Source organism: Heliobacterium mobile (assembly GCF_009720735.1).
GTDB classification, from domain to species: Bacteria; Bacillota; Desulfitobacteriia; order Heliobacteriales; family Heliobacteriaceae; genus Heliobacterium; species Heliobacterium mobile.
Window position 1 is genome coordinate 152,026 of the sequence record NZ_WNKU01000008.1, and the last position, 6,248, is coordinate 158,273.

Annotated in this window: 6 protein-coding genes, 2 tRNA genes and 1 rRNA gene; 1 reads left to right on the forward strand and 8 read right to left on the reverse strand. The window is 49.5% G+C overall.

The window, feature by feature from the left end; translation table 11 throughout:
* Window positions 1-18 precede the first annotated feature (18 nt).
* The 5 genes from GJ688_RS09195 to GJ688_RS09215 all read right to left on the reverse strand — a co-directional run bounded on the left by GJ688_RS09195 (window position 19) and on the right by GJ688_RS09215 (window position 4,743).
* Window positions 19-474 carry an N-acetyltransferase gene (locus GJ688_RS09195; RefSeq protein ID WP_155476253.1) on the reverse strand — a complete coding sequence of 152 codons (456 nt, stop codon included), beginning with the start codon at window positions 472-474 and terminating at the stop codon, window positions 19-21.
* An 88-nt stretch (window positions 475-562) separates the two neighbouring features.
* Complete coding sequence (locus GJ688_RS09200; RefSeq protein WP_155476254.1) at window positions 563-1,393, reverse strand: deoxyribonuclease IV; 831 nt, start codon at window positions 1,391-1,393, stop codon at window positions 563-565.
* An 89-nt stretch (window positions 1,394-1,482) separates the two neighbouring features.
* Window positions 1,483-2,772, reverse strand: coding sequence for a thiamine phosphate synthase (thiE, locus tag GJ688_RS09205; RefSeq protein ID WP_155476255.1), 1,290 nt, complete (start codon window positions 2,770-2,772; stop codon window positions 1,483-1,485).
* Complete coding sequence (locus GJ688_RS09210) at window positions 2,729-3,436, reverse strand: endonuclease III domain-containing protein (protein ID WP_207708789.1); 708 nt, start codon at window positions 3,434-3,436, stop codon at window positions 2,729-2,731. The genes thiE and GJ688_RS09210 overlap by 44 nt, the downstream gene beginning before the upstream one ends.
* 98 nt (window positions 3,437-3,534) lie before the next feature.
* Complete coding sequence (locus GJ688_RS09215; RefSeq protein ID WP_155476256.1) at window positions 3,535-4,743, reverse strand: ABC transporter substrate-binding protein; 1,209 nt, start codon at window positions 4,741-4,743, stop codon at window positions 3,535-3,537.
* 160 nt (window positions 4,744-4,903) lie between these two features.
* Between GJ688_RS09215 and GJ688_RS09220 the strand changes: the two genes are divergently transcribed.
* Window positions 4,904-5,290 carry a DUF1540 domain-containing protein gene (locus tag GJ688_RS09220; RefSeq protein ID WP_155476257.1) on the forward strand — a complete coding sequence of 129 codons (387 nt, stop codon included), beginning with the start codon at window positions 4,904-4,906 and terminating at the stop codon, window positions 5,288-5,290.
* Window positions 5,291-5,696: 406 nt separating this feature from the next.
* Here GJ688_RS09220 and GJ688_RS09225 read toward each other — a convergent pair.
* The 3 genes from GJ688_RS09225 to GJ688_RS09235 all read right to left on the reverse strand — a co-directional run.
* Window positions 5,697-5,771 (reverse strand) — tRNA-Gly (locus GJ688_RS09225).
* Window position 5,772: 1 nt separating this feature from the next.
* Window positions 5,773-5,859, reverse strand: a tRNA-Leu gene (locus tag GJ688_RS09230).
* Between the two features lie 189 nt (window positions 5,860-6,048).
* Window positions 6,049-6,248 (reverse strand): 16S ribosomal RNA (locus tag GJ688_RS09235); the annotation flags it as partial.

A 6,248-nucleotide genomic window follows, 5' to 3' on the forward strand; every position in this document is an offset into this window, starting at 1 on the left:
TTACTATGTATGCCCCTTTTAGTCCACCTGAATGAGCATGGCCACTTCGTCACAGTTGGGGAATTTGGGACAGTCGATGCATTCTTTCCATACTTTATGAGGCAGTTTATCTTTACCGACGACTTCAAATCCGCACTTCTTGAAAAAACCTTCCTGGTAGGTGAGTGCAAATACCTTGGCAATCCCTAGACTTTTGGCCTCTTCCAAGAGCTTCTCTACGATATCCCTTCCGATCCCTTTACCTCGGGCCTCTTTTTGAATCGCTAGAGCTCGAATTTCAGCTAAATCTTCCCAAAGAATATGGAGAGCTCCCGTACCTACGATGACCCCTTCCACTTCCGCTACAATCATGTCGCGCAGATTTTCGTAGAGCAGGCTGCGGGAGCGAGCTAGCATCAGCCCTTCTTCCGCGCTCTCACCGATCAATGCGTGGACATCTTCTACATCGGACATTTTTGCTTTTCTCAATATCATCGCCGACTCCACCTTTATCCTTCATATTGCTTATCAATCTCAACATCGACTCGTAAAAGCTCTCACCATGGATAGTCAGAGCGGGTCATCATGACGAAACCACAGTATTCATCCAAGCGATTTCTCGACGATAATCTTCGATTTCTCCCGGTGTCTCTAAATTGATCGGGATTTCTGCCAGAACTGGGTGCTTTAAGATAGCCGACAATCCGTCAATGCCGATCAATCCTTGCCCGAGCAGAGCGTGACGATCTTTGTGAGAACCTAAGGGCTGCTGGCTATCATTCAGGTGCATCGCTTTCAGCCGGCTTACGCCGACAATGCGATCAAACTCAGCCAATACACCGGCAAAATCTTCTTTGACATTATATCCAGCTCCGAGTAAATGACAGGAGTCAAGGCAAACGCCCACTTTATCCGGAAAGACTAAGCCTCCGATGATAGCGGCCAGCTCTTCGAAGCGGCCTCCCACTTCCGTTCCCGCTCCGGCCATCCCTTCAAGCAGCACCATGACGGCTTGATCGGGCTTGAGGATTTCATTTAAGGCTTGGGTGATTTTTTCGATGCCTTGGTCGATGCCCTGACCGACATGACTGCCGGGATGTACCACAATGTAGGGCACTTGGGCTTCCGTCATCCGCTCAATATCTGCAGCTAAGGTTGTCTTGGCAAAGCTCCATGTGTCTTCCTTTGGGGCCGATAAATTGATCGTGTAAGGTGCGTGGGCGACTAGAGGACCAAAGCCATGTTCTTTACGCAATTCCACAGACTTGGCGATATCATGAGGGTCGAGGGCTTTTGCCGCTCCGCCCCGAGGATTGCGGGTAAAAAACTGAAAGGTTTTAGCGCCTATAGAAATGGCTTCTTTCGTAGCCGACGTGAACCCTTTCGAAATCGATAGGTGTGCGCCAAAGTACATCTTCTAAACCTACTTTCCTGTGACTGAGATCGACAATTACTCCTTTGGACAAGTCTGCCTGTCGTTCCTGCCACGAAATAAAATATTTATCATAGATTTTCTTTCAGACTGTGAGCGGCTTTTTTCGGGTCATCCTCGTTAAAGATGGCTGAAATCATGGCGACCGCCCGGCAGCCGGTCTGAGAAATCCCTTGAATTCGCTCAGCATCGAGACCACCAATGGCCACGACAGGCAGATCGATCGATTGACAGATCTGCTGGAGCCCTGAAAATCCTAGGGATGGGACCTCAAGGCTCTTCGACGTCGTCGGAAAAACCGGTCCGGCTCCCACATAATCGGCCCCGGCTTCTTCAGCTGCTTTGGCTTGTTCTTTGTTTCGTACGGTTACTCCTAGTATCCCCTGAGGCCATATGCGTCGAACCTCTCCTGCCGGCATATCCTCTTGCCCCACATGGACACCGTCGGCGCCGCAAGCCATGGCAATATCGACGCGGTCATTGATGATCAGGATTTTTCCGTATTCGGCTGTCAGTGAGCGGACAAGGCGAGCTCGGCGGAGGAATTCACCGGTAGACATATTCTTTTCCCGGATCTGAAGAATGTCACAACCGCCTTCCAGCGCCTCCCTGACCTTTGTACATAAGCCGATATCATCAGGGGCTTGGCCGCTGCCGATGATTCCGTATAAGAGGGGCTTTTCGGCTTGCTTCCATAGATTATGGCACCGCCCAAACAGACTCTTTTCCTTCACAATCAATTTATTCGCTTGTAAGGAAGATACCAAGTTTTTCGCCGTATTTCGAGGATTTTCCGATCTCATCATCGATGTCATGACAGCCACTCCGGCGGCTCCGCTTTGGAGGACTTCCTCCATCCGGTCCGCTTGGATACCTCCGATGGCGATAACCGGTAAAGGAGAACGCCGAACGATTTCTCCTAACCGTTCGATCCCTTGGGCCGGTTTACCGGGCTTGCATTCCGTCTCATAGACATTGCCAAAGAGCAGGTAGTTGAGATGAGCTATCTCTTCGGACATAATCAACTGTTCCACTTCAGCCAAGTTATGGACGGATCGACCGAGGATCATCGCCGGACCGGCAATTTTACGCACCTCTGATGGCGTTAAATCATTTTCGGTCAGGTGGATCCCGTCCGCTTCGACAGCTAGAGCTACCGCAATATTTCCATTGATGATCAACGGAACTTGAGCTGGCGAAGTTTTATCTTTAACTTGACGGGCTAACGGCGACAACTCGCTGCTCGACAAATCCTTTTCGCGCAGGATAACGGCATGAACTCCGCCTTCGACGGCGGCAGAGAGAACGCGGATGATATCAGTCTGGCAGAGATGACGGTTCGTCACAACAAAGAGAGCCAATCAGATCACCTTCCTTGCGGCAGTACTCACCGAGTGGGCATTCAAAACAACGAGGACGGCGGGCTAAGCAAACCCGATTGCCATGACCGACGATCTGGGCGTGATATTCCTGGAACATGTACAAGTCCTCATCCAGGTGGTTTGCGAACAAATCCTGCATGGCCTCATAGGTCGCATCCATCGGTAACAGTCCGATTCGAGAAAAAGTCCTCCGGGTATAGGCATCTACGACGAATATCGGTTTTTGAGCCGCGTAAAGAATGATGCTATCGGCTGTTTCTTTACCGATTCCCCGGATGTCTAGGAGTCGTTTTCGCAGTTCCGGGACGCCCGGTTGAAAAAGGTTTTCCAGCTTACCATCGTATTCAACCAGGATCAACCGGGCAAACTCTTGCAATCGAGCCGCTTTTTGGTTGTAATAGCGGGTAGACCGGATCAGATCGGCCAATTCCTGATGGGATATGGACGCTAAGGCCTCAAAACTCATTCGATTTTCCCTTTTTAAGTTTTCTATGGCCGTCTCGACATTTTTCCAAGCTACATTTTGGGTGAGGATTGCGCCGATGACGACCTCAAAAATCGTCTCGGCAGGCCACCAATGACGCGGTCCATAACTGTTCAATAATCTTTGGTAGATTTCCAACAACAGAGTACGGGTGTCCAAAAATGTCACCTCGTTGCCAATAAATTATAACAAAAAATAAAAGGGCGGGGCTCCAGAATCAACCGGAGTTCCCCGCTGTTATTGTACTCGATTTTTGTCTATGATTTGGGAGAAATTTTATCCTTAAAGGTAAACTTGCCGTTGTTCACTTCCACAATAACCGCCGATTTAACCGGGTTATGTTGTCCGTCAAAGCTGATGGTCCCTGTGACAGCTTCCAAGTCCTTCGTGCTCGCCAGGGCTTCGCGAATCTTCTCCGGCTCGGCCGAGTTAGCACGCTTAATCGCATCAACCATAATCACAGCAGCATCATAACCGAGGGCACCGAGGGCTTCGGGAGCTTCACCGTATTTGTTTTTATAGGCGGTGATAAATTCTTGTACTTTGGGTGACTTTTCTTCTTCCGAGTAATGGGTGCTGAAGTAGGTGTTGTTGAGTGCATCGGCACCAGCGATCTTAACCAGCGTCGGAGAGTCCCAGCCGTCACCGCCTAAAACAGGAACATTTAAACCTAATTCTCGGGCTTGCTTGACGATGAAGCCAGCTTCTTCGTAATAGCCGGGCACGTAGATGAGTTCAGCACCAGAGCCTTTTATGCGAGTGAGCACGGAACGGAAGTCCTTATCACCGGTCACGTAGCCTTCTTCAGCAACGACCTGACCGCCTTTTTCTACAAAGAGGTCTTTAAACGCTTTGGCTGATCCTTTGCTGTAGGGGGACTGGTTGTCTACCAGTATGGCCGCTTTGTTCAGTTTTAAATTCTTCTGGGCAAATACCGCCATCACTTCGCCCTGGAAGGGTGCTGTAAAGCAGGCTCGGAAGATATAATCTCGAGTTTTACCCGATTCGTCCACGGTAACTTCCGAAGCGACCGCTGAGGACGAGATAACAGGTATCTTCCGGTCATTGGCTTGTTTTACGAAGGCCACTGTGGCACTCGATGCGGCACCACCGAGAATGGCCGATACTTTTTCCTGATTGATCAGCCGGGCCGCAACGTTACTCGCTTCGCCGGCTTCCGATTTGTTATCTAAAGAAACAAATTTGATTTGTTTACCCAGAACTCCGCCCTTTGCATTCACTTCATCGATGTAGAGCTTGACGCCGTTCACAGCGGCTGCGCCGTATGTGGCGTTACCACCAGAAAGCTCATAGTTCCCACCGATCAGAATCTCATTGGACGTATTTTGAGGACCTGCGCCCTTTTCGCTTGCCGGTCCACATCCAGCCAGCAGGCCCGTCGTCAGCATGCTGACAGTCAGCGCCATAGCCAGCGGTAGACTCCATCTTTTCTTTTTCGACAACATGGAATATCCTCCTTTTTATCGATATCATGGACTATGTTAACAGATTCTCACCTTCAATTCCACGATATTCTTCGCTTATCTTCGATTAAATACGATTATTTTCGACACATATAATGTCCATCACCTAACCATATTAAGGCTAGGAGGTGTATCCGAGATTATGGGAAAACCCGATGTTGTTTGCGAAGTTTCCACATGCAACCACTGGTTGCCAGGGAAGCTTTGCGGTGCTGCCAATATTGACATCCTTAACGAGCAAGGGGACATGCCTCACAGTTCGGAAAAGACAAAATGCAAGACCTTTTCTAAACGCGGACTCGGTACCATGATTTCTTCTCTGGATAATGTGAACTGGACCGGGGTTATCACTGAAGCTGTTTTACCAGGGAAACAATCTGTTCCGACGATCACCTGCACCGTTCAGAACTGCAATTTCTGGGGCTCAGGAAATATATGCAATGCGACAGGGATTTATGTCACTGGATCAGGCGCAAATAACGCTCAGGAAACTGATTGCCACACCTTCGTCCAACGAGGGAACCGATGAATCACGTTCCCTTCTCTTTAGGGTACAGTTTCTGAGTAAGATTAAGGAACCTCAAGACCGTTGTCGGCAAGGTTCCTTATAATTTAATTTTTTTGCAGCAATCTCATCGTAACAGGATCGTTCCATAAAAAAATCCCTTTTCACGTGTCTGAAGAATTAAATCTCAGACGCATGAAAAGGGATAATCCTATCGACCTATCATGTAGACAATCGCTAATAAGGATTCCTGTTTCAAATCCAACTTTTCGCTATCAAAACGTCTCCGTCAGGCCTGTTAGCAGGATTTATTCAATGGGTCAGTATCGAAACTGACAGAAGGGATGCCACGGTCCTTTCTAGCACCAGCTCCATTGTCTTAGGTCTGTCTATATAGTCTTTGATGCGGGTAACACCAATGATTACCGAATGGAGCGGAAGACGAGATTCGAACTCGCGACCCTCGCCTTGGCAAGGCGATGCTCTACCGCTGAGCTACTTCCGCATGGTGCGGTCGAGAGGACTTGAACCTCCACAGCCTTGCGACCACTAGAACCTGAATCTAGCGCGTCTGCCAATTCCGCCACGACCGCATATAGAGGGTTGAGTCCCTCAAAATCAAACAGTTGTCTACCATTGCGTGCGTACCTTTCCGTCCGGACCTTACCTGCTAGGCAAGTGGTCTCCGTCCGGTTCGACCTCGACATCTCACTGCGTAGAGGTTTCATCCCTTCACTAGAAAACTAGCAAGGTTCATCCTCTACCGTGACAAGTCTCCATAGAAAGGAGGTGATCCAGCCGCACCTTCCGATACGGCTACCTTGTTACGACTTCACCCCAATCATCGACCCCACCTTCGGCGGCTGGCTCCTGAAAGGTTACCTCACCGACTTCGGGTGTTGCCGACTTTCGTGGTGTGACGGGCGGTGTGTACAAGGCCCGGGAACGTATTCACCGCGGTATGCTGACCCGCGATTACTAG

Coding starts and splice junctions, on each gene's coding strand:
- GJ688_RS09195 (WP_155476253.1), bottom strand. CDS start 474: ATGATATTGAGAAAAGCAAAAATGTCCGATGTAGAAGATGTCCACGCA.
- GJ688_RS09220 (WP_155476257.1), top strand. CDS start 4,904: ATGGGAAAACCCGATGTTGTTTGCGAAGTTTCCACATGCAACCACTGG.
- GJ688_RS09200 (WP_155476254.1), bottom strand. CDS start 1,393: ATGTACTTTGGCGCACACCTATCGATTTCGAAAGGGTTCACGTCGGCT.
- GJ688_RS09215 (WP_155476256.1), bottom strand. CDS start 4,743: ATGTTGTCGAAAAAGAAAAGATGGAGTCTACCGCTGGCTATGGCGCTG.